The sequence below is a fragment of the Stenotrophomonas sp. GQ19 genome, assembly GCF_059758695.1.
Genome location: NZ_JCAXES010000002.1, coordinates 1 through 21,427, shown reverse-complemented (window position 1 = coordinate 21,427; position 21,427 = coordinate 1). Strand labels below are relative to the sequence as shown.

At 68.6% G+C, this 21,427-nt stretch carries 16 protein-coding genes and 1 tRNA gene; 13 read left to right on the top strand and 4 right to left on the bottom strand.

Annotation, left to right across the window (positions count from 1 at the left end):
- Positions 1–6: 6 nt before the first annotated feature.
- From leuS to AC6CHL_RS04215, 7 genes are all read left to right on the top strand, one after another.
- Positions 7–2,646 (top strand): leucine--tRNA ligase, encoded by a 2,640-nt coding sequence (gene leuS, locus AC6CHL_RS04245; protein WP_038687096.1) that lies wholly within the window; start codon positions 7–9, stop codon positions 2,644–2,646.
- 186 nt (positions 2,647–2,832) lie between these two features.
- The gene (locus tag AC6CHL_RS04240; RefSeq protein ID WP_038687098.1) at positions 2,833–3,432 is read left to right on the top strand and encodes an LPS-assembly lipoprotein LptE; all 600 of its coding nucleotides are present in this window, start codon (positions 2,833–2,835) and stop codon (positions 3,430–3,432) included.
- Between the two features lie 25 nt (positions 3,433–3,457).
- Entirely contained in the window at positions 3,458–4,495 is a 1,038-nt protein-coding gene (holA, locus tag AC6CHL_RS04235) for a DNA polymerase III subunit delta (protein WP_141058969.1), read from the top strand.
- A 5-nt stretch (positions 4,496–4,500) separates the two neighbouring features.
- On the top strand, positions 4,501–5,166 hold the full coding sequence (gene nadD / locus AC6CHL_RS04230; protein ID WP_498293517.1) for a nicotinate-nucleotide adenylyltransferase: 666 nt from the start codon (positions 4,501–4,503) through the stop codon (positions 5,164–5,166).
- 97 nt (positions 5,167–5,263) lie between these two features.
- Positions 5,264–5,668 (top strand): ribosome silencing factor, encoded by a 405-nt coding sequence (gene rsfS / locus AC6CHL_RS04225; RefSeq protein WP_051598970.1) that lies wholly within the window; start codon positions 5,264–5,266, stop codon positions 5,666–5,668.
- Positions 5,669–5,752: 84 nt separating this feature from the next.
- Positions 5,753–6,223 (top strand): 23S rRNA (pseudouridine(1915)-N(3))-methyltransferase RlmH, encoded by a 471-nt coding sequence (gene rlmH, locus AC6CHL_RS04220; RefSeq protein WP_498293516.1) that lies wholly within the window; start codon positions 5,753–5,755, stop codon positions 6,221–6,223.
- 69 nt (positions 6,224–6,292) lie between these two features.
- A tRNA-Asn gene (locus tag AC6CHL_RS04215) sits at positions 6,293–6,369 on the top strand.
- Between the two features lie 156 nt (positions 6,370–6,525).
- Here the strand turns inward: AC6CHL_RS04215 and AC6CHL_RS04210 are convergent.
- From AC6CHL_RS04210 to AC6CHL_RS04200, 3 genes are all read right to left on the bottom strand, one after another.
- Positions 6,526–9,324, bottom strand: coding sequence for a TonB-dependent receptor (locus AC6CHL_RS04210; RefSeq protein ID WP_498293514.1), 2,799 nt, complete (start codon positions 9,322–9,324; stop codon positions 6,526–6,528).
- Between the two features lie 194 nt (positions 9,325–9,518).
- Entirely contained in the window at positions 9,519–10,178 is a 660-nt protein-coding gene (locus AC6CHL_RS04205) for an energy transducer TonB (protein WP_498293512.1), read from the bottom strand.
- A gap of 220 nt (positions 10,179–10,398) precedes the next feature.
- Positions 10,399–11,133 (bottom strand): SIMPL domain-containing protein, encoded by a 735-nt coding sequence (locus AC6CHL_RS04200; RefSeq protein WP_038691947.1) that lies wholly within the window; start codon positions 11,131–11,133, stop codon positions 10,399–10,401.
- Positions 11,134–11,264: 131 nt separating this feature from the next.
- Here AC6CHL_RS04200 and AC6CHL_RS04195 point away from each other — a divergent pair, with 131 nt between their 5' ends.
- Genes AC6CHL_RS04195 through tldD form a run of 4 tightly spaced genes read left to right on the top strand, consistent with a single transcriptional unit; the run spans position 11,265 to position 18,777 of the window.
- Positions 11,265–11,873 carry a Maf-like protein gene (locus tag AC6CHL_RS04195; protein WP_498293510.1) on the top strand — a complete coding sequence of 203 codons (609 nt, stop codon included), beginning with the start codon at positions 11,265–11,267 and terminating at the stop codon, positions 11,871–11,873.
- Positions 11,866–13,353, top strand: coding sequence for a ribonuclease G (rng, locus tag AC6CHL_RS04190; RefSeq protein ID WP_038687114.1), 1,488 nt, complete (start codon positions 11,866–11,868; stop codon positions 13,351–13,353). Before AC6CHL_RS04195 ends, rng begins: the two co-directional genes overlap by 8 nt.
- A gap of 45 nt (positions 13,354–13,398) precedes the next feature.
- Entirely contained in the window at positions 13,399–17,277 is a 3,879-nt protein-coding gene (locus AC6CHL_RS04185) for a YhdP family protein (protein ID WP_498293508.1), read from the top strand.
- Positions 17,278–17,331: 54 nt separating this feature from the next.
- Complete coding sequence (tldD, locus tag AC6CHL_RS04180) at positions 17,332–18,777, top strand: metalloprotease TldD (RefSeq protein WP_498293507.1); 1,446 nt, start codon at positions 17,332–17,334, stop codon at positions 18,775–18,777.
- Between the two features lie 83 nt (positions 18,778–18,860).
- Here the strand turns inward: tldD and yjgA are convergent, their stop codons facing one another.
- Positions 18,861–19,478 carry a ribosome biogenesis factor YjgA gene (yjgA, locus tag AC6CHL_RS04175; RefSeq protein ID WP_038687119.1) on the bottom strand — a complete coding sequence of 206 codons (618 nt, stop codon included), beginning with the start codon at positions 19,476–19,478 and terminating at the stop codon, positions 18,861–18,863.
- Positions 19,479–19,547: 69 nt separating this feature from the next.
- On the opposite strand from yjgA, the gene pmbA reads away from it, so the two are divergent.
- Both pmbA and AC6CHL_RS04165 read left to right on the top strand, forming a co-directional pair.
- A complete protein-coding gene (gene pmbA / locus AC6CHL_RS04170) occupies positions 19,548–20,915 on the top strand; it encodes a metalloprotease PmbA (RefSeq protein WP_038687121.1) in 1,368 nt (455 codons plus the stop codon).
- Between the two features lie 78 nt (positions 20,916–20,993).
- Positions 20,994–21,371: a DUF4870 domain-containing protein gene (locus AC6CHL_RS04165; RefSeq protein WP_038687123.1), complete on the top strand. Its 378-nt coding sequence runs from the start codon at positions 20,994–20,996 to the stop codon at positions 21,369–21,371.
- The last annotated feature ends 56 nt before the right edge of the window (positions 21,372–21,427 follow it).

Sequence of the window (21,427 nt, the reverse complement as noted above, 5' to 3'; positions counted from 1 at the left end):
GTTTCCATGACCAGCGTCGAACCCAACGTTTACGATCCGCAGCAGGTTGAATCCGCCGCCCAGAAGTTCTGGGATGCCACCCGTGCCTTCGAGGTGAGCGAGACTTCGGACAAACCGAAGTACTACTGCCTCTCGATGCTGCCGTACCCGTCCGGGGCGCTGCACATGGGCCACGTGCGCAACTACACGATCGGTGACGTGATCAGCCGCTACAAGCGGATGACCGGGCACAACGTGCTGCAGCCGATGGGCTGGGATGCCTTCGGCCTGCCGGCCGAGAATGCGGCGATCAAGAACAAGACCGCGCCGGCCAAGTGGACCTACGCCAACATCGAGCACATGCGGGGCCAGTTCAAGGCCATGGGCTATGCGGTGGACTGGTCGCGCGAGTTCGCCACCTGCACGCCGGAGTACTACGTGCACGAGCAGCGCATGTTCACCCGGCTGATGCGCAAGGGCCTGGCCTACCGCCGCAACGCGGTGGTGAACTGGGACCCGATCGACCAGACCGTGCTGGCCAACGAGCAGGTCATCGACGGCCGCGGCTGGCGTTCCGGCGCGCTGGTGGAAAAGCGCGAGATCCCGCAGTGGTTCCTGCGCATCACCGATTACGCCCAGGAACTGCTGGACGGCCTGGATGAACTGCCGGGCTGGCCCGATTCGGTCAAGACCATGCAGCGCAACTGGATCGGCCGCTCCGAAGGGCTGGAAATCCAGTTCGACGTGCGCGACGCTGACGGCAGCGCGCTGGATTCGCTGCGCGTGTTCACCACCCGTCCGGACACGGTGATGGGCGTGACCTTCGTGTCGATCGCCGGCGAACACCCGCTGGCCCAGCACGCGGCCAAGTCCAACCCGGCACTGGCCGCACTGCTGGCCGAGATGAAGCAGGGCGGCGTGTCTGAAGCCGAACTGGAAACCCAGGAAAAGCGCGGCATGGATACCGGCCTGCGCGCCGTGCATCCGGTCACCGGCGCCCAGGTGCCGGTGTGGGTGGCCAACTTCGTGCTGATGGGCTACGGCACCGGCGCGGTGATGGCCGTGCCGGGCCACGACCAGCGCGACTTCGAGTTCGCCACCAAGTACGGCCTGCCGATCCGCCAGGTCATCGCGCTGAAGGCGTTGCGCAAGGAAGAAAGCGCCTACGACGCCAGCCGTTGGCAGGACTGGTACGGCGACAAGACCCGCGACACCGAACTGGTCAACTCCGACGAGTTCGACGGCCTGGACTTCCAGGGCGCCTTCGAGGCGCTGGCCGAACGCTTCGAGCGCAAGGCCCAGGGCCAGCGCCGCGTGAACTACCGCCTGCGCGACTGGGGCGTGAGCCGCCAGCGCTATTGGGGCTGCCCGATCCCGGTGATCTACTGCCCCAAGTGCGGCGCGTTGCCGGTGCCGGAAGAACAGCTGCCGGTGGTACTGCCCGAGAACGTCAACTTCGTCGGCACCGGGTCGCCGATCAAGGCCGACCCGGAATGGCGCAAGACCACCTGCCCGGACTGCGGCGGCGCGGCCGAGCGCGAAACCGACACCTTCGACACCTTCATGGAGTCCAGCTGGTACTACGCGCGTTACACCTCGCCGGGTGCCCGTGATGCGGTGGACAAGCGCGGCAACTACTGGCTGCCGGTGGACCAGTACATCGGCGGCATCGAGCACGCCATCCTGCACCTGATGTACTTCCGTTTCTTCCACAAGCTGCTGCGTGATGCGCGCATGGTGGACAGCAACGAGCCGGCGCAGAACCTGCTGTGCCAGGGCATGGTGATCGCCGAGACCTACTACCGCCCGAACCCGGACGGCTCCAAGGACTGGATCAACCCGGCCGACGTGGACGTGCAGCGCGACGAGCGCGGCCGCATCACCGGCGCCACCCTGATCGCCGACGGCCAGCCGGTGGTGATCGGCGGCACCGAGAAGATGTCCAAGTCCAAGAACAATGGCGTGGACCCGCAGGTGATGGTGAGCAAGTACGGCGCCGACACGGTGCGCCTGTTCTCGATGTTCGCCGCGCCGCCGGAGCAGTCGCTGGAGTGGAACGAGGCCGGCGTGGATGGCATGGCGCGGTTCCTGCGCCGCTTGTGGACGCAGGTGCAGAAGCACGCTGCCGAAGGCCCGGCCCCGGCGCTGGACGTGGCCGCGCTGAACGCCGAGCAGAAGGTGCTGCGCCGCAAGACCCACGAAACCATCGGCAAGGTCGGCGACGACTATGGCCGCCGCCACAGCTTCAACACCGCCATTGCCGCGGTGATGGAACTGATGAACGCGCTGGCCAAGTTCGACGATGCAAGCGGGCAGGGCCGTGCGGTCCGCCAGGAAGCGTTGCAGGCCACCGTGCTGCTGCTCAACCCGATCACCCCGCATGCCAGCCATGCGCTGTGGCAGGTGCTGGGCCACGGCGAAACGCTGCTGGAAGACCAGGCGTTCCCGCAGGTCGACAGCAGTGCGCTGGTGCGCGATGCGGTCACCCTGGCGGTGCAGGTCAACGGCAAGCTGCGGGGCACCATCGAGGTGGCCGCCGATGCGCCGCGCGACCAGATCGAAGCACTGGGCCTGGCCGAGCCGAACGCGGCCAAGTTCCTGGACGGGCTGACGGTGCGCAAGATCATCATCGTGCCCGGCAAGATCGTGAACATCGTCGCTGCCTGATCCACGTAGAGCCGGGTTCTACCCGGCTACCGTAAAGCCGGGTTCCACCCGGCTGCAGCACCCCCGTAGAGCCGGGTTCTACCCGGCGCCCCCCGGAGCGGGGCAGAGCCCCGCTCTACGTTCACGCGGCATCGGGCATCTTCAGTGCCTGTTGCCGCGCCCGCCCGGCTCCCCCAGACTGTGCCCATGACCCGATTCCTGCTTGCCCTTGTCCTGACCGCGTCCCTTGCCGGCTGCGGCTTCCACCTGCGCAACAAGCTGATGCTGCCGGCCGATACCGCCGCAGTGAAGGTGGTGTCCACCGCGCCGTACAGCGAGCTGGCCAAGCTGCTGCGCCGGGGGCTGCAGTCGTCGGGGGCGCAGATCGCCGAGTCGGACGACACCGCCAAGGCGGCCCAGCTGCAGGTGCTGTCCGAGCGCTGGGGTGATCTGCCCATTGCCATCGATGCCCAGGGCCGTGCCCAGGAATACAGCTTGCGCTACGCGGTGATCTTCAAGTTCCTGCGTGAGGATGGCAGCGAGCTGGTGCCGCAGCAGGTGATCGAGCTGTCGCGCGACTACGTGTCCCCGCCCACCGACGCCACCGGTACCACCACCGAGCGCGAGATCCTCGCCGACGAACTGCGTCGTGAGATGTCGGCCTCGATCATGCGCCGCATCGACAGCGTGGTGCGCGCCGAGATGGAAGGCCGCATCCCGGTCAAGCCGGCCACCCCGGACAGCCTGCCGGTTGAACCGCCGGTGCCGCCGCCGGCGGCCCCTGCTACGCCCATCCCGGGGCACTGACCGGTCCCTCCGGACCGGCGCCAGGATGGAACTGCGACCCGAACAATTCGCCAGCCAGCCGGCTGGCCAGGCATTGGCCCCGGTCTATCTGATCGCCGGCCCGGAAACCCTGCGCGTGCTGGAAGCGGCCGACGTGGTGCGCGCCCGCGCCCGCGCCGACGGCATCGACGAGCGCGAGGTCTTCGATGCGGACGGCCGCGATTTCGATTGGCACCAGGTCGAGGCCAGCTTCAATGCGCCCAGCCTGTTCAGCCCGCGGCGTTTGATGGAACTGCGCCTGCCCAGCGGCAAGCCGGGCAAGGAAGGCGCCGAAGTGATCAGCCAGTTCTGCGCGAATCCTGCGCCGGACGTGATCCTGCTGATCACCTGCAACGAATGGAGCAAGGCCCACCAGGGCAAGTGGGCCGAGGCGGTCAATCGCGTCGGCGTGCTGTCGGTGGCCTGGGCGATCAAGCCGCACGAGTTGCCGGACTGGATCGAACGCCGCCTGCGCAGCAAGGGCCTTCGCGCCGAACCGGCCGCTGTGCAGCGCCTGGCCGAGCGGGTGGAAGGCAACCTGCTGGCCGCCGCGCAGGAGATCGACAAGCTGGCCCTGCTGGCCGCCGGGCAGACCCTGGACGTGGACACCATGGAATCGCTGGTGGCCGACGCCGCCCGCTATGACGTGTTCCGCCTGCTGGAGGCCACGTTCTCGGGGCAGCCGGTGGCGGTGCTGCGCATGCTGGCCGGGCTGCGGGGCGAAGGCGAAGCGGTGGCGGCGCTGACCCCGATGGTCATCCGCGAGCTGCTGTCCACCGCCGGGCTGGCCCGCGTGCAGGCCCGGGGCGGCAACCTGGCCGCCGAGATGAAGAGCCGCGGGATCTGGGAATCGCGGCAGGCGCCGTTCAAGCGCGCCCTGCAGCGCCATCCCGAACCCAAGCGCTGGGAGCGTTTCGTGGCCGAGGCCGGTCTGGTGGACCGCATGGCCAAGGGCCGTGCCGACGGCGACCCGTGGCTCGGGCTGGAACGCCTGCTGCTGGCCGTGGCCGAAGCCCGCGCCGTGCGCCTGCTGGCCCGCGCCTGAGCGGCATGGGCCTGCGCATTCATTACGGCGGTACCTTCGATCCTGTGCACCTGGGCCACCTGGCGATCGCGCGCGCGGCGCGCGACCAGTTGCAGGTGGCGGTGCGCCTGCTGCCCGCGGCCGACCCGCCGCACCGGGCCGCGCCGGGCGCCGATGCCGGGCAGCGGGCGCACATGCTGGCACTGGCGATCGGCGACGAGCCGGGCCTGCTGCTCGATCTGCGTGAGCTGGAACGGTCCGCGCGCCAGCCCGGGGTGCCGTCCTATACGGTGGACACCCTGCGCGAGCTGCGCGCAGAGCTGGGCCCCCATCAGCCGCTGGCGTGGCTGGTGGGCGCCGACAGCCTGCTGGGCCTGACCGGCTGGCATGACTGGGAGGCCCTGTTCGGGCTGGCCCACTTCATCGTCGCCGACCGCCCGGGCAGCCCGCTGGAGCAGGCCCTGCCGCCCGCGCTGGAGGCCGCCCTGGCCGGGCGCTGGGCCGACCACGAGCGCGCGCTGCTGGGCGCCCCGGCCGGGCGCGTGCTGCGCCTGCAGACCCCGCTGCGCGAGGAATCGGCCAGTGCCGTCCGCGCCCGGATCACCGCCGGCGAAGACTGGCGCAGCCTGCTGCCGCCTGCCGTGGCCGACTACATCGCCGACGGGGGCCTGTACGGCGCCCAGCGTGTGTGAATACGCGCGGGGCCCCGGGCCCGTATAATCGGCCCCACATTTATCGAGTTCACCCGCTTTGAGCAACCAAGCCCAGCCCCAGACCATCAAGGTCCAGATGCCGAACCCGGCACCCTCCAACGCGCAGCTGCTGGAGTGCGTGCGCAAGGCCACCGAAGAACTGAAGGCCAAGGATCTCGTCGAAATCGATGTGATCGGCAAGTCCAGCGTCGCCGATTACATGGTGATCGCCTCGGGTACCTCCAGCCGTCACGTGAAGTCGATCGCCGATGAGGTCGTCAAGTTCGCCAAGGCCCTGGGCGTGATGCCGCTGGGTGTGGAAGGCGAGCGCGAAGCCGAGTGGGTGCTGGTCGACCTGGGCGACGTGGTGGTGCACGTGATGCTGCCGCGCGTGCGCGAGTTCTACGCGCTGGAGCGCCTGTGGACGGTCGGCGACCAGCCGCCGAGCCTGCTGGACGACGACGCCGAAGAAGGCGACGAGTACGGCCACGGCGCACGCTGAAGCGGCGCGTCGCGGACACGATGACGGCGCCGATGGCGCCGTTGTCATTTCAACGGCATCGCCGCAGATGCCGGGAGACTGCAGATGAAAGCCAGGCTGATCGCCACCGGCGAACGCGCCCCCGCCTGGGTGGCGCAGGGCTTTGCCGAGTACCAGAAGCGCCTGTCGCACTGGTTGCCCTTCGAGCTGGTGGAGATCGAGCCGGGCCTGCGTGGCAAGGGCCGCGACGCGCGCCGTGCCACCGACGATGAAGGCAAGCGGGTGATTGCCGCGCTGCCGAAGAATGCCTACGTGGTGGTGCTGGATGTGCCGGGCCGCCAGCTCAGTTCGGAGCAGCTGGCGCAGCGCCTGGAACATTGGCGCGGGCAGGGCAGGGACATGGCCTTCCTGATCGGTGGGCCCGAAGGCCACTCGGCGGAAGTGTCCGCGCTGGCCGATGAAAAATGGTCGATTGGTCCGCTGACGCTGCCGCACATGCTGGTGCGACTGGTGGTGGCCGAGCAGCTGTATCGCGCGGCGGCGATGCTGGCCAACCACCCGTACCATCGCGCCTGACAACGGGCTGGAAGAAAACCTGCGAAAACGGGTTACATCCTGTGAAAAACGGGCTACAATGCGCACCCCGCCCGAATAGCTCAGCCGGTTAGAGCACTTGACTGTTAATCAGGGGGTCGTTGGTTCGAGTCCAACTTCGGGCGCCAAGTTTTGAAAAGCCTCGCAGCGATGCGAGGCTTTTTTTTGCCCGCCATCCGGGGGGCATCGCGCGCAACGCGGCAATGATCGAAACCAACGCCCACGCCGCCGCCAACAAAAAGCCCGGGCACTGCCCGGGCTTTTCGTTCCCCACATGCGTTACATCAGTTGAAGGTGTACTTGGCCCCCACGGTGAAGTAACGGCCGATTGCACCGCTGAAGTGCAGCGGGTTGTAGTTGACCGCGCCGTAGGTCGTCGGATCCAGCGGCGCAATACGGTCGAACACGTTCTGCACCGAGGCGTTCAGCTCGAAGGCTTCGGTGACGTTCCAACGGCCGGACAGGTCGAAGGTGGTGAACGAGGAGATCTTCGTCACCGGCGTCTCGTCGGCGTAGAAGGCCTGGTAGGAACCACCGCGCTTGTCGATGTTGTCCATCTTGGAGATGTAGTTGGCCACGCCGCTCACACTCCACATGCCCTGCTTCCAGGTGGTGCCGAAGTTGATACGGTCCTTCGGCGTGCCGATGCAGTTGGTCACGTCGCAGTTGCCGTGCGTGCCCGCGTAGTCATCGGTGGTGGTGCCGCTGGTGCGCTCGAACTTGAGCACATGGCTCCACTGCAGATCCATCTCCAGCTGGCCCGGGCCGATATCGAAGGTCTGGCGGATATCGGTGTCGATGCCGCGCACCCGCGACGAGGTGGCGTTGACGTAGTCGGTGTTGACCGCAAGGATCGTGCCGCTGTTGGGCACGCCATTGAGGTTGTTGCTGTCACGCAGCACATTGCCCGCGGCGATCGCATCGTCGGTGTCGCCCGGGGCGATTTCGTTGGTGCGCTTGATCTCCCATGCATCCACCGTCAGCGAGGTGGTCGAGGTGGGCTGCATCACGATGCCGACCGAGTAGCTCTTGGACTCTTCCGGCTTCAGGTCCGGGTTCGGACGGGTGATGATCGCCACCTGGCGGGCCTGGCAATCGGCGGTTGCGCCGGTGATGCCGCAGCGGACCGGATCGACCGCGTTGGAGAAGGCGGCCAGGCCACCGTCACCGTTTTCGGCCGGGTTCGGGGCGCGGAAGCCTTCGGCGTAGCTGGCACGCAGCGCCAGCCAGTCAACCGGGCTCCACTTCACGCCCAGCTTCGGCGTGGCTTTGCCTTCACCGCTTTCGTACTTGTCATAGCGCAGCGCGGCGCTCAGTTCCAACTGCTCCAGCACCGGTGCGGACAGTTCGGCGTAGCCGGCGTACACGTTCTGCGTGCCGTCATAGGCCGAGTAACCCAGGCCGATGATGTCACCCTGGTCGGTGTAGGTCTGCGGGGTCAGGCTGTTGCTGGTCTTGCGCCACTCGGTACCCAACGCCAGGCCCAGCGGGCCGCCCTTGAGGTCCATCAGGCTGCGCGACACGGTGAAGTCGAACATGTCCAGGCTGGACTTGGCGCGAGCACTGATGTCCGGCGAGATGTAGTCGTACAGCGCCTGCGAGTTCAGACCGGCATTGTCACCGATGCGCCAGACGCCACCCGGGCAGGCCGCATTGCCCAGCGCGCAACGCACGGCGCTGTAACGCAGGAAGCCGGTGCGCTTGTTGGTCAAGTCGGTACCCGAATGCAGGTACGCGGTGTCATAGCTCCACTCGCCCCAGTTGCCCTTCACGCCGACCAGGAAACGATTGAACTCGTTGGTGTTGTTGGTCACGCGCGGGCCCACGTCCCACGCCGAGTAGCGCAGGCGTGCGCCGGTGGCCGACAGTGCCGGCGGCAGGTCCGGGTGGCCCGGGCCCAGCACGGTGGCGCCAGCGCCGCTGTTGGCGTTGACCGGGCCGCCGGGATAGCCCCAACCGCCCGACACGCCCGACGGGGTGTTGGTGAAGGTGGTGTCTTTCTTGGAGTAGCCGATTTCGGTGTACACCTCGCCGCCTTCGCCGAAGGCGAAGCTGGCGCGGCCGAACACGTTCACGTACTTCTCTTCCGGGGTCAGGTCACGGTACTGCTGGTTCGGATCCCACAGGCAGCCCTGTGCCTGTGCGGTGGCATCGGTCTGGCCCGGGATGGTGGTCAGGCCGGCGCAGCCCGGCAACGCGACCAGGTGGCCGGTGGCGTCGAACACCGAGCCGTTCGGGCCCGTGCCGCCGCCGGTGCCGCCGTTGAGGAAGGCGCCGCCGAGGAACTGGGCGTCGGTAGCCGCGTAGCCCCACGGGCGGGTGTCGCCGGTGCCGATCCACTTGCGGTTCTTGCGGTCGCTGATCTTGATCGCGTCGGTCTTGCCCACGTCCAGGCTGAAGAACGCATTCCAGCCATCGCTGTTGAGGTCGCCGGTACCGGCGGTCAACGTGGCCTTCTTGGCATTGCCGTCGCCATCGCCGGAGGTGCCGTAGGAGCCACGCAGGATGGCGCCCTGGAAGTCGCTGCGCAGGATGATGTTGACCACGCCGGCGATCGCGTCCGAACCATAGATGGCCGAGGCGCCGTCCTTGAGGACGTCGATACGCTCAACCGCATCCAGCGGAATGGTGCTCAGGTCGGTGAAGACCTTCTGGCCGTCATCGGCCAGGCCATAGGTCGCCATGCGGCGGCCGTTCAACAGCACCAGCGTCGAGCCGGCGCCGAGGCCACGCAGCGAGATGCCGGCGCCGCCGCCAGCGAAGCCGTTGCCGAAGGTCTTGGGAATCGAGCCGGAGCCGTCGGCGGTCAGGGTCTGCAGGTATTCGGCGACCGTGGTCTTGCCGGTGCGGTCGATCTCCTGGCGGGTGATCACCTGGACGGGCGAGGGGGTTTCGGTGTTCGTACGCGGGATGTTGGACCCGGTGACGGTGATCCGGTCAAGGTTGGTGGCCTGTTCCTGCGCGAACGCAGAAGAGGATGCCAGCGCTCCGACCAGCAACAGGGTGCTGCTGGTGAGTACGGTGGAAATGGATTGGGCGAGGCTATTGCGGCTGCTGTTGAGCCGTTGGACCGGGTGTTTCACAGCTTCTCTCCTGACTGGGAAAACCAACAATGACGATGGATCGGCACTGAAAATGAGTGACGACGGCGACAATCTAGGTTTCCGGAGGGTGACGAAGTCGTGAAAAATTGCTTAATTCGGGTCGCCGTCTGTCGGCGACCAAAGGCGCGGGGAGGCCGTGGCCGGTCCCCCGCGCCTATTACGTCACTGCGGCCTCAGTCCGGCAGGGTGAAGCTGACCGGCACCAGGCCATCGGCCGGCACCTGCTGGCCGTCCACCATGGCCGGCACGAACCGCCACTGGCGCAGCACCTGCTGGCGGGCGGCGTTGTCCAGCGCCCGCGAGCCACTGCTGCGCTCGATCACCACGCTGGAGGCCCGGCCATCGGCCTCCACCCGCACCCGCAGCAGCACCGTGCCCTGCTCATGGTTGCGGATGGCGGCGATCGGGTAGGCCGGCGGCGGCGCGCTGCGGTACTGCAGCTGCGCCCCGGCACCACCGGCAGCCGGCCCCGGCACGCTGGGGGCCAGGACCGGGGACTGGGGTTCACTGGCCGGCAGCGGCGCCACCGCCAAGGCATCGTCGGCGTTGGCGGTCGGCGGCGGCAGCGGGGCCACCTGCGGCTTGGGCACGGTGCGCGGCTGCACCAGGGTGGGGACGTCCGGCTTGATCGGCACCGGGACCGGCGGGGTGGGCTCCGGCGGTACCACCATCCGTATCTGCATGCGTTCACGTGGCAGGGGCGCGGCCACATACGCTGCCGGGATCAGCAGCAGCATCAGCGCCAGCACATGCAGGGCCAGGGCGGTGCTCCAGCCGAGCACGCGGGAAACGTCGATCTGCAGCGGCACTACGCGGGGTTGGGTACGGACCATGCTCCACTCTCCTTGCCAGATGTGCGGGAACATCAAACGTGCGGGCGCGGCCGGTGGGGTTGCAGGACGCAGAAGGCGGGGCCGCGCAATGACAGCAATACCGGAGCGGGGCGCGGCCCGGAAGTCAGGGGGCATGTGGGTGTTTGGCTGGCGCTCAGGAACCGGGCCCGGAACGCATGACGGCGCCCGCAGGCGCCGTCACGTCATGGACCGCTGGCCGTTACCGACCCAGGTCGAACACCACGTCCAGGTTCACCGACACCGACGACTCGCCCGGCGACACCGGGGTGGACACATCGGCGGCCATCGGCGCGGCGGCCGCACGCATCATCACCGGGCGGAAGTTGCCGCCGCCGTTCTCGGAGATGCTCACGATGCGGCGCACGCGCAGGCCCAGCGACTTGGCGTAGGTCTCGGCGCGGGCTTGGGCCTTCTTCAGCGCGGCCAGGCGGGCTTCGTCATACACCGGTTCGGGCTGGTCGATCTCGAACTGCGGGCCATTGATCTGGTTGGCGCCCTGGGCGGCCAGCGCGTCCAGCACCTTGCCCAGCTTGGCGATGTCGCGCACCTTCAGGCTGACCGTGTTGCTGGCCTGGTAGCCGGTGATCTTCGGCGGCTCGTTGTCCACATAGCGGTACTGCGGGTTGAGGTTGACCCCGCTGGTCTGTACGTCACGTTCGGCAATGCCGGCGGCCTTGATCGCGGCCAGCACCTTGACCATCTGCTCGGCGTTCTGGCGCATCGCGGTATTGCCATCGACGGCCTGGGTGACCACACCGGCCGACAGCGTGGCCACGTCCGGCACGCGCTTGGCTTCGGCGTTGGCCGAGATGTTGAGCAGGGTGCTGTCGGCGGCGACGGCAACGGCGGGCGAGGTCTGGGCGTGGGCGGTCATCGAGGTTCCCAGGGCAAGGGACAGGGCGAGCAGCAGCGGGGACAGGGATGGGCGGCGCATGTACATCTCCTTGTGAAGGCGTTGAGGTTGGTGTCGGGGCGATGAACGCTCCGTGAGCTTTTCCGGGGTTGAGGGGCGATTGGGTGCGGTTGCTTTCGATTCAGACACGGGCCGCAGGTTATGCTTCCGCGATGCTTTATCTTGCCTCCCGTTCCCCCCGACGTACCCAACTGTTGACGCGCCTGGACCGACCGTTCCGTGCGCTGGACCTTGAGGTGCCTGAAGTCCGTGCCGCCGATGAGTCGGCGCTTGGCTATGTGCAGCGCGTGGCCGCCGACAAGGCGCTGGCCGGGCTGGCCCTGGTGGCCGCCGATGCCGAGGCGGTGGTGATCGGCTCGGACACCGAAGTGGTGCTGGACGGGCGGGTGTTCGGCAAGCCGGTCGACGCCGAAGACGCCGCCGCCATGCTGCGCGCCCTGTCCGGGCGCACCCACCAGGTGATGACCGCGGTGGCCGTCGTGGCCCACGGCCGCCAAGACGGTGTGCTGGTGGTGTCGGAGGTGAGCTTCATCGAGATCGACGAGGCCGCCATCGCGGCCTACGTGGCCAGCGGCGAGCCCATGGGCAAGGCCGGGGCGTACGCCATCCAGGGCGGCGCCGAACGTTACATCCGCCATCTGGCGGGAAGCTATTCGGGTGTGATGGGATTGCCCCTGCAACAGACCGAGCAGTTGCTGCAGGCGTTTGGCGTTTCGCCCGCTGCTTTCACCACGCCAACGGAGGGTGTCGCCCATGTCTGAAGAAATCCTGGTCAATGTCACCCCGCGCGAAACCCGCGTGGCCGTCATCGAGAACGGCATGCTGCAGGAACTGCACATCGAACGTGGCTGGCGCCGCGGCGTGGTGGGCAACATCTACAAGGGCAAGGTGCAGCGGGTGATGCCGGGCATGCAGGCGGCCTTCGTCGAAGTGGGCCTGGAGCGCGCCGCGTTCCTGCACGCCAACGATGTGATCCGCCCGGCCCCGGTGGCCAGCCCGGATACCGAGGGCACCACGCTGCCGCCGCCGTCGTCGGTGCCGATCGTGGAGCTGCTGCGCGACGGCCAGGACATCGTGGTGCAGGTGGTCAAGGACCCGATCGGGACCAAGGGCGCGCGCCTGACCACCCAGATCAGCATTCCCTCGCGCTACATGGTGCTGCTGCCGCAGTCCAAGGTGGTCGGGGTCTCGGCGCGGATCGAGGACGAGGCCGAGCGCGCACGCCTGAAGTCGCTGGTCACCGAACTGTCGGCCCAGCACGGGGGCTACGGCTACATCGTGCGCACCAACGCCGAAGGCCAGCCGGCCGAAGCCATCGCCGAGGACGTGGCCTACCTGTCGCGGGTCTGGAACGTGGTGGAGCGGCGCGGCCGCGATGCCGCTCCGCTCAGCGTGATCTACGAAGACCTCAGCCTGCCACTGCGCTCGGTGCGTGACCTGATCCGCAAGGACGTGGACAAGGTGAAGGTGGACTCCAAGGAAACCTTCACCCAGCTGCAGGCGTTCGTGGCCAAGTACATGCCGGTGCTGGCCGAGAAGATCGAGCTGTACAGCGGTGACCGGCCCATCTTCGACATGTTCGGGGTGGAGGACGAGATCGGCCGCGCGCTGGACAAGCAGGTGCCGCTCAAGTCCGGTGGCTACCTGGTGATCGACCAGACCGAGGCGATGACCACCATCGACGTCAACACCGGGTCGTTCCTGGGCCAGCGCAACCTGGAAGAGACGGTGTTCCGCACGAATCTGGAAGCGGCGCAGGCGGTGGCCCGCCAGCTGCGGCTGCGCAACCTGGGCGGCATCATCATCATCGACTTCATCGACATGGATGACGCCGAGCATCGGCGCCAGGTGCTGCGCACCCTGGAAAAAGCCCTGGCGCGCGACCACGCCAAGACCACCGTCTACGATTTCTCGCCGCTGGGCCTGGTCGAAATGACCCGCAAGCGCACCGTGGAAAGCCTGGAGCGGCAGCTGTCCGAGCCGTGCCCGGAGTGCAGCGGGCGCGGGTCGATCAAGACCGCCGAAACAGTCACCTATGAGATCTTCCGCGAAATCACCCGCGCGGTGCGCCAGTTCGATGCGGCCCGCCTGCTGGTGATCGCCTCGTCCAAGGTGGTGGCGCGCATCACCGATGAGGAATCCACGGCCGTGGCCGAGCTGGAGGAATTCCTTGGCAAGTCGATCCGCTTCCAGGCCGACGAGCAGTACCTGCAGGAGCAGTTCGATGTTGTGTTGCTCTGATTCCCGCCCACTGGCGCGCGTGCGCGCCGGTGCCTTCGCATTGCGATGAGCACGCCGCTCCGACTGCGACTGCGAAGGATTCGCCGCCATGCCGTGTATGCATTGGCGATCGTGTTGGTGTGCGTGGCGGTGTTGGTGGGCACCGTCAGTCAAGTGTTGCCGTTCGCCGAGCGCCACCCCGACAAGGTGGCGGCCTGGTTGAGCGCGCGTGCCGGGCAGCCGGTGCGCTTCGATCATCTGGATACGGCCTGGACCCGCCGCGGGCCCCTGCTGGAACTGAAGGGCCTGCGCATCGGCGAAGGGCAGGGCATCGCCATCGGCGAGGCCGAGGTGCTGGTGTCGATGTATGCCGGGCTGCTGCCGGGCCACTCGCTGACCGAACTGCGCCTGCGCGGCCTGGCCCTGGTGCTGCAGCGGGCCGACGATGGCCGCTGGTCGGTGCGCGGGCTACCGCAGGCCGGCAGCGGCGACCCGCTCGAGGCACTGCGTCGCCTCGGCGAGCTGCAGGTGATCGGCGGTCGGCTGCGGGTGGATGCGCCCTCGTTGAACCTGCAGGCCGAGCTGCCGCGCATCGACCTACGCCTGCGCGTGAATGGCCAACGCCTGCGCGTGGGCGCGCGCGCGTGGGCCGACCTCAACGGCCAGCCGCTGACGGCCGTGCTGGACTTCGACCGCCGCCACGGTGATGGCCAGGCCTGGTTGTCGGCCGACCCGGCCGATTTCCGCGCCTGGTCGCACCTGCTCCAGTTCGCCGGGGTATCGCTGCAGCAAGGCACCGGGGAGCTCAATGCCTGGGTCGACCTGCGCGACCACCGCCCGGTGATGGTCACCGCCGACGCCGACCTGCAGGATCTGCGGCTGCGCGGCGCCCCGCTGGCCGATGGCAAACGCCCGCAGCTGGCGCTGGATACCCTGCAGCTGCGCGCGCGCTGGCGCTGGGTGACCGGCGGCTGGCGCGCCGACGCGCCGCAGCTGCGCATCGGCCTGGCCGGCAGCAGCGAGGTGCAGCGCCTGGACGGCCTGCTGCTGGCCGGTGGCCAGCACATGGCCCTGGCCGGCGACAACATCGATGCCACCGCGCTGCTGCGCGGGCTGGCGCTCAGCGATCGCATCGAACCAGGTCTGCGTGAGTGGCTGCAGCACGCCGCGCCGCATGCGCGCATGACCCAGGTGCGGGTCGCCGCCGAACGCGGCGGCCCGGTGTCGATCCAGGGCGAACTGGCCGACGTCGGCTTTGCACCGTCCGGGCATGCGCCCGGGCTGAGTGGCGTGGGCGGGCGCTTCAGCGCCGACGCCGACGGTTTCCAACTGGACCTGCAACCGTACCGGGTGATGCACTTCGACTGGCCCACCGGCTTCGGCCAGCGCCACGACGTGCGCCTGGCCGGGCAGCTGGTGGGCTGGCGCGACGAAGCCGGCGGCTGGCGGTTCGGCACCCCGGCGCTGCGCGTGCAGGGCACCGACTACGCCGCCGACGTGCGCGGCAGTGTCTGGTTCCAGGGGGACGGCACCCGGCCGTGGCTGCAACTGGCCGCGCGCATCGACGACGTGCCGATGACCGTGGCCAAGCGCTTCTGGATCCACTCCAGGATGAGCAAGGGGGCCACCGACTGGCTGGATGCCGCGCTGGTGGCCGGGCAGGTCCGCAACGGCGTGGGCCTGGTCAGCGGCGACCTCGACGACTGGCCGTTCGATCGCAACAACGGTCGCTTCGAGGCCACCGGGCATATCAGCAACGGCACCATCCGCTTCCAGCATGACTGGCCGGCCATGGGCAAGGTGGACGCCGACATCGCCTTCATCGGGCCCGGCTTTGAACTGCACGGCGGCGGCGACCTGGCCGGCGTGGCGGTGAACCATTTCGATGCCGGTATCGTGGATTTCGGCGAAACCCCGCTGTACGTGAAGGCCACCACCCAGACCGAGACCGGTGCCCTGCTGGCGATGCTCAAGCAGAGCCCGCTGCACGCCACCTATGCCGAGACCCTGGACAATCTCACCGCCAAGGGCCCGGCCAAGGTCAGCTATGACCTGCTGCAGCCGCTGCATCCCGACCAGGGGCCGGGCCACATGCTGGGCACGGTAGACCTGCAGGGCGTGGCACTGACCGAAAAACGCTTCGCGCTGGCCTTCGACGGCATGCGGGGCCAGGCCCGCTACAGCCGCGATGGCTTCGGCGCCGAAGGGCTCAACGTGCGCCACCTGGGCCAGGACGGGCTGCTCAGCCTGCGCGCCGGGGGCTTCGTGCGCGACCCGCAGCAGGCCTTCGAATCCGAACTCACCGCGTCGCTGGATGCCGGTGCATTGCTGGACCGCGCGCCCGAGTTGAACTGGCTCAAGCCCTACATCGCCGGCAACGCGCGCTGGACGATCGGGGTGACCCTGCCCAAGGTGGCCGCCGGCGCGAAGACCGAGCCGCCGACCCTGCTGACCCTGCGGTCGGACCTGGTCGGCACCCGCCTGGACCTGCCGGCGCCGCTGGACAAGGACCCGGGCGTGCCGCTGGCAACCACGGTCAACGCCCAGCTGCCGATGGGCAGCGGCCGGGTGGACGTGGCCTTTGGCCAGCGTCTGGCCCTGGCCGCTCGCACCCACAACAACCAGACCGGCGTGCAGGTGACGCTGGGCAGCGACCGGGTCGACCGCGACCCGCCGGCCAGTGGGCTGGCGGTCAATGGCCGCAGCGGGTCGCTGGATGCCCTGGAATGGATCGGCCTGGCGCGCACGCCCGATGGCGGTGACGGCAAGGACGCCATGCCGTTGCGCCAGGTGGATGTGCAGGTCGGGCAGCTGCTGCTGGCCGGGGGCGTGTTCGCGCAGACCCGCCTGCAGCTGCGGCCTACGCCGTCCACGGTGGAAGTGCGCCTGGACGGCCCCTCGCTGGCGGGCACCCTGAGCGTGCCCAATGCCGAGGGCGGCACCATCGTCGGCAAGCTCAGCCGCGTGCATTGGCAGTCGCTGCCGACCCCGGCCAAGGTGCCCTCCGATGGCGCGCCGATCCTGCTGCCGCCCGATGCCACCCTGCCGGCCCGGGTCCAGGCCAGTGCCAACGACACCAACCCGGCGAAGATTCCGCCGCTGGCGCTGGACATCGAGGACCTGCAGTTCGGCAAGGCCAAGCTGGGCCAGGCGGTGCTGCGCACGCGCCCGTTCGGCAACGGCCTGAGCGTGGACCAACTGCAGTTCCGCGCGCCCAAGCAGGCCATCGACATCCAGGGCCGCTGGCTGGGCATGGGCGCTGCTGCGCGCACCCAGGTCAATGTCGACGTGAAAAGCGAGGACCTGGGCGGCCTGATGCAGAACCTGGACTACGGCGGCCAGCTGCGCGGCGGCCAGGGCCAGCTCAGCCTGGACGCCGGCTGGCAGGGCGGTCCGTCGGACTTCCAGCTGGGCGCGCTGCAGGGGCAGATGCAGGTCCACGCGCGCAACGGCCAGTTGCTGGAGCTGGAGCCCGGCGCCGGGCGTGTGCTGGGCCTGCTCAGCGTGACCCAGCTGCCGCGCCGGTTGATGTTCGATTTCCGTGACTTCTTCTCCAAGGGCTTTGCCTTCAACCAGGTCGAGGGCGCGCTCGAGTTCGCCAACGGCATGGCCACCACCGACAAGGTGCTGATCGAAGGCCCGGCGGCCAACATCAGCATCCGCGGCCAGACCGACCTGCGCCGCCAGCAGTTCGACCAGACCATCGACGTCAACCCGCGTGCCGGCAACCTGCTGACCGTGGTCGGCGCGGTCGCTGGCGGCCCGGTGGGCGCCGCCGTGGGTGCGGCGGCCAATGCGGTGCTGGGCAAGCCGCTGGGGGCGATCGGGGCCAAGACCTACCGGGTCACCGGCCCCTGGGCCGAACCCAAGGTCGAGGTGATCGACCGTGACGATGCCCCGCCGCCCCGTGCGGCTCCCGCTGCGTTGCCGCCCCCGGTACGCTGACCTCCTTTCCCGCGCCCGGGTTGCGAACGTGGCCCGCGCCCTCAGATAGATGACATGACCGATAACGCACTTACCCTTGCAAACGACCGCCTGCTGCTGCCCGCCGGGCTCGATGCCGGTGGACTGGAACGTACCTTCGGCACCCTGCTGGGCCCGGGCATCGATTTTGGCGATCTGTATTTCCAGCACGCCCGGCGCGAAAGCTGGAGCGTGGAGGACGGCATCGTCAAGGACGGTGCCCATTCGATCGAGCAGGGCGTCGGCGTGCGCGCCATCGCCGGCGAAAAGACCGGCTTTGCCTACTCCGACGACATCCACCGCGACGCGCTGCTGGCGGCGGCGCAGTCGGCCCGTGCGATCTCACGCGAAGGCGGGGCGCAGCAGGCGCGCTCGCTGGTGCGTGGCAACGGCCGCGCGCTGTACCCGGCGCTGGACCCGATCGACGGCATGGGCAACGAAGCCAAGGTCGAGGTGCTCAAGCGCCTGGACCGGTACCTGCGCGCCGCCGACCCGCGCGTGCAGCAGGTGATGGTGAGCCTGTCCGGCGGCGTGGACACGGTGCTGATCGCGCGCAGCGACGGCGTGCTGGCGGCCGACATCCGGCCGCTGGTGCGGCTGAACGTGCAGGTGATCGTGGAGCAGCACGGGCGCCGCGAGTCCGGCTATTCCGGCGGCGGTGGCCGTTACAGCTATGCCGAACTGTTCGCCGACGACCGCCCCGAGCGGTTTGCCCGCGAAGCGCTGCGCCAGGCGCTGGTGAACCTGGAGGCGATCCCGGCCCCGGCCGGGGTGATGGCCGTGGTGCTCGGCCCGGGCTGGCCCGGCGTGCTGCTGCACGAGGCGGTGGGCCACGGCCTGGAAGGCGACTTCAACCGCAAGGGCACCAGCGTCTATGCCGGCCGCGTGGGCGAGCGCGTGGCGGCCCCGGGCGTGACCATCGTCGATGACGGCACCCTGGACGGGCGCCGCGGTTCGCTCAACATCGACGACGAGGGCCATCCCACCCAGTGCACCACGCTGATCGAGGACGGCATCCTGGTCGGCTACATGCAGGATTCGCTCAACGCGCGCCTGATGGGCGTGGCCCCGACCGGCAACGGCCGCCGTGAATCGTTCGCGCACATGACCATGCCGCGCATGACCAACACCTACATGCGCGCCGGCCAGCACGATCCGGAAGAAATGATCCGCTCGGTGAAGAAGGGCCTGTACGCGGTCAATTTCGGCGGCGGCCAGGTCGACATCACCAGCGGTAAATACGTGTTCTCGGCCACCGAGGCCTACCTGATCGAGGACGGCAAGGTGACCGCGCCGGTGAAGGGCGCCACGCTGATCGGCAACGGGCCGGAAACCATGCAGAAGGTCCGCATGATCGGCAACGACCTGGCCCTGGACGAGGGCGTGGGGATCTGCGGCAAGGATGGCCAGAGCGTGCCGGTAGGCGTGGGCCAGCCGTCGCTGCTGATCGATGGCATCACCGTGGGCGGCACCCAGGCCTGAGCCAGGCAATGCGCCCGTGCTGCCGGTTCGAGCGCCCCGCGGGGGCCAGCCCTGGGCTGGCGCCGCCGCGTGGGCAGCCGGGCTCAGTCTTCGGCGGTGTCGTCGCCGTCCTGGTCGTGCCGGTCGTCCTGGTCATCCAGGTCGTCGGCCGAGGTCAGGTTGGCCGCATCCAGGCCCAGCGCGGCCGGCAGCAGCAGCGTCCGCAGCAGCTGGTAGATCTCGCGGTAGGCGCGCGGCGGCTTGTTCTTGGCCTTCTCGGCCTGGGCGTTGCGCACCAGCGTGCGCAGCTGCTGGCGGTCGGCATGCGGGTATTCGTCCAGCAGCGCGCCCAGCGCCTTGTCGCCGTCCTTCAACAGGCGCTCGCGCCAGTCTTCCACGCGGTGCATGGTGGCCACTTCACGGCGCGAGGTTTCGCTGTTGGCATCCAGCGCATCGCGGATGGCATCCAGCGCGGCATCGTCCTCGCGGCGCATGTGCTTGGCCAGGAACGCCAGCTGGCGCTTGTGGGCGATGTGCGCGGTGATGCGCTTGGCCTCGGCGATATGCGGCAGCAGGTCTTCGGGCACCGGCACCCGGGCCAGCTGGGCCGGGGTCAGCGCGACCAGCTTCTCGCCGAGCGCCAGCACGTCCAGGGCGTCCCGGCGGTTCTGGCTACGGCTGATGTCTAGGAATTCACCGGTATCTTCGTCGCGTCCGCGCATCGTCTTATTTCCACATCCGTAAACTGTGCCCCGCGTTGCGCCAGGCACTCACCCGTACAGGATAAAGCATTGAACGTGATCTCCCCTGAAGTCTCCCCGGCCGACGACAGCCTGCAGCGCCTGGAGCAGCTGGCCGACATCTCCCAACGCCTGCTGGAACGGGCCAAAGCCATGGGCGCCAGCCAGGCCGAGGTCAGCTGCAGCGACGAGCGCGGCCTGGACGTGAATGTGCGCCTGGGCGAGGTGGAAACGGTGGAATCCACCCGTGACCGCGGCATTGCGGTGACCGTCTACTTCGGCCAGCGCAAGGGCAGCGCCAGCACCGCCGACCTGCAGGACGCCAGCCTGGAATCGACCGTGGCCCAAGCCTGCGCCATTGCCCGGCACACCGAGGACGACGCCGCGGCCGGGCTGGCCGAGGCCGCCCTGATGGCGCGCGCGTTCCCCGATCTGGACGGCTGGCACCCCTGGGACCTGGGCGCCGACGAGGCGCTGGACCTGGCCCTGGCCTGTGAAGCGGCCGGGCGCGAGGCCGATGGCCGCATCAGCAACTCCGATGGCGCCTCGGCCGCCACCTCGCAGAGCCTGTCGGTGTACGCCAATTCACATGGTTTCATCGGCCGCGAGCGCAGCAGCCACCACTCGGTGGGCTGCGCGCTGATCGCCGGGCAGGGCGACGGCATGCAGCGCGATGGCTGGTACAGCAGCGCGCTGGCCCGTGAAGACCTGGAATCGGCCGCCGCGATCGGCCGCCGTGCCGCCGAACGCACCGTGGCCCGGCTGCAGCCGCGCTCGATGGCGACCGCGCAGATGCCGGTGCTGTATTCGCCGGAGGTGGCGCGCTCGTTGATCGGCAGCCTGCTTGGCGCGGTATCCGGCGGCGCGCTGTACCGGCGGGCCAGCTTCCTGCTCGATAGCGTCGGCACCCGCCTGTTCCCGGACTGGTTCCAGGTGGAGGAGCTGCCGTTGCTGCGCCGCGGGCTGCGTTCGTCGGCGTTCGACGGTGATGGCGTGGCCACCCGCAACGCGGCGTTGATCACCGACGGCGTGCTGCAGCGCTACATCCTGGGCAGTTACTCGGCGCGCAAGCTGGGCCTGACCACCACCGGCAATGCCGGCGGCGTGCACAACCTGAAGGTGGCGGCCAATGCCGGCGACCTGGCCTCCATCGCCCGGCAGATGGGCGAGGGCCTGCTGGTCACCGAGCTGATGGGCCAGGGCGTCAACGGGGTGACCGGCGACTACTCGCGCGGTGCCGGTGGCTTCCGCGTGGAGAACGGCGAAATCAGCTATCCGGTCGATGGCGTCACCATTGCCGGCAACCTCAAGGACATGTTCGCGAGCATCGAGGCCGTGGGCAGTGACGTGGACCGTCGCTCGCACGTGCAGGTCGGTTCGATCCTGGTCGGGCGGATGACCGTAGCAGGCAACGATTGACGTATCCTATCCCGGCTGCTCTGGCAGGCGGGGAGCCTGTCGCGCAATACCTACACACACCGAACAAGGAGTTTCACCGTGAGCGAATTCGACAACGTCACCGCCCCGCCGCCGGCCCCGACCGGCACCGCGCCGGCCGATCAGCGCACCATGGCGCTGGTGGCCCACATCCTGGGCATCTTCACCTGGTTCATCGGCCCGCTGATCATCTGGATGATCAACAAGGATGACAGCAGCAAGTCGTTCGTGACCGACCAGGCCAAGGAAGCGCTGAACTTCCAGATCACCATCACCATCGCGATGCTGATTTCGTTCGTGCTGATGATCGTGATCATCGGCGGCCTGCTGGCCCCGCTGGTCGGCATCCTGAACCTGGTCTTCTGCATCATCGCCGCGGTGAAGGCGAACAACGGCGAAGCGTACCGCTACCCGTTCACCCTGCGCCTGATCAAGTAATCAGTCCCGCAGTGGAAACAAAAAACGCCCGGCACTGCCGGGCGTTTTTTTGGGTG

Bases quoted from the DNA above. Each gene is read 5' to 3' on its own strand.
- AC6CHL_RS04195 (WP_498293510.1), top strand. From the start codon at position 11,265: ATGCTTTATCTTGCCTCCCGTTCCCCCCGACGTACCCAACTGTTGACG.
- nadD (WP_498293517.1), top strand. From the start codon at position 4,501: ATGGGCCTGCGCATTCATTACGGCGGTACCTTCGATCCTGTGCACCTG.
- AC6CHL_RS04185 (WP_498293508.1), top strand. From the start codon at position 13,399: ATGAGCACGCCGCTCCGACTGCGACTGCGAAGGATTCGCCGCCATGCC.
- rng (WP_038687114.1), top strand. From the start codon at position 11,866: ATGTCTGAAGAAATCCTGGTCAATGTCACCCCGCGCGAAACCCGCGTG.
- AC6CHL_RS04200 (WP_038691947.1), bottom strand. From the start codon at position 11,133: ATGCGCCGCCCATCCCTGTCCCCGCTGCTGCTCGCCCTGTCCCTTGCC.
- rlmH (WP_498293516.1), top strand. From the start codon at position 5,753: ATGAAAGCCAGGCTGATCGCCACCGGCGAACGCGCCCCCGCCTGGGTG.
- holA (WP_141058969.1), top strand. From the start codon at position 3,458: ATGGAACTGCGACCCGAACAATTCGCCAGCCAGCCGGCTGGCCAGGCA.
- AC6CHL_RS04205 (WP_498293512.1), bottom strand. From the start codon at position 10,178: ATGGTCCGTACCCAACCCCGCGTAGTGCCGCTGCAGATCGACGTTTCC.
- AC6CHL_RS04240 (WP_038687098.1), top strand. From the start codon at position 2,833: ATGACCCGATTCCTGCTTGCCCTTGTCCTGACCGCGTCCCTTGCCGGC.
- tldD (WP_498293507.1), top strand. From the start codon at position 17,332: ATGACCGATAACGCACTTACCCTTGCAAACGACCGCCTGCTGCTGCCC.
- leuS (WP_038687096.1), top strand. From the start codon at position 7: ATGACCAGCGTCGAACCCAACGTTTACGATCCGCAGCAGGTTGAATCC.
- yjgA (WP_038687119.1), bottom strand. From the start codon at position 19,478: ATGCGCGGACGCGACGAAGATACCGGTGAATTCCTAGACATCAGCCGT.
- rsfS (WP_051598970.1), top strand. From the start codon at position 5,264: ATGCCGAACCCGGCACCCTCCAACGCGCAGCTGCTGGAGTGCGTGCGC.